We start from the raw sequence: 1,064 nt of genomic DNA on the forward strand, positions 1-1,064 counted from the left end.
GCTTGACCTGGCGGTCGACCCGGCCGACGTACTCCAGCAGGCCCTCGGCGGAGCGGCGGGCCTGGTCGCCGGTGCGGTACATCCGGGCGCCGGGCGCGGTCGCGAACGGGTCGGCGACGAAGCGGCCGGCGGTCAGCCCCGGCTGTCCGGCGTAGCCGTGCGCGAGACCGGGCCCGGCGAGGTACAGCTCGCCGACCTCGCCGGCGCCGGTGACCGGCCGCAGCCGCTCGTCCAGCAGGTGCACCCGCACGCCTGCCAGCGGCTCGCCCAGGTGCGGGCCGGGGCCGGTGATCGGGGCGGTGATCGCGTCGACCGTGCACTCGGTCGGCCCGTACAGGTTGAAGGCGTCGATGCCGCCGTCCGCGAGTTCGCGCCAGGTGCGCTCGGGGACGGGCTCGCCGCCCATGAACAGGCGCGGCACGGCGGCGCCGGTCAGCTGCTCGCGGAGCAGCTGCCAGTGCGAGGGCGTCAGGTCGAGGTCGGTGACGGCGTGCTCGGCGAGCAGCGCGGCCAGCCGGGCCGGGTCGGCGCGCCGGGCGTCGTCGACGACCACCAGGGTGTCGCCGCGGCAGATCCGGATCCACTGCTGGACGGAGGCGTCGAAGGAGACGCTGGCGTTCCAGGCGACGACGGACGGCTCGGGCCGGTAGGCGCCGGCCTGCTCCAGGCCGGCCGCGAGGTCGGCGACGGCGCCGTGCGGCACCTCGACGCCCTTGGGGCGGCCGGTGGAACCGGAGGTGTAGATGACGTAGGCGGAGTCCAGCGGGTCCGGGACGAAATCGTCGGCGTCGGCCGCCGTGGCCTCGGACGCCGCGTCGGGGCGGAGCACCGGGACGCCGGCCGGGACGGGCGGGGCCGCCTCGGCGCTGACCACGGCGGCGAGGCCGGCGTCGGCGGCCATGAAGGAGATCCGCTCGGCCGGGTAGGCCGGGTCCAGCGGGACGTACGCGGCGCCGGCCCGCCAGACGGCGAGCAGCGCGACCGGCAGGTCCAGGGTGCGGGCGAGGTGGACGCCGACCTTGTCGCCGCGGCGCACGCCCCGGGCCCGGAGGGCGGCGGCGAGG

Annotated in this window: 1 protein-coding gene; it reads right to left on the reverse strand. The window is 77.9% G+C overall.

The annotated features are described in order from the left end of the window. On the reverse strand, window positions 1-1,064 hold a 1,064-nt coding region (locus tag BI06_RS30210; protein ID WP_149030523.1), incomplete at both ends, for an amino acid adenylation domain-containing protein.

Source organism: Kitasatospora sp. MBT66 (assembly GCF_000710405.2).
Taxonomy (GTDB): Bacteria; Actinomycetota; Actinomycetes; order Streptomycetales; family Streptomycetaceae; genus Kitasatospora; species Kitasatospora purpeofusca.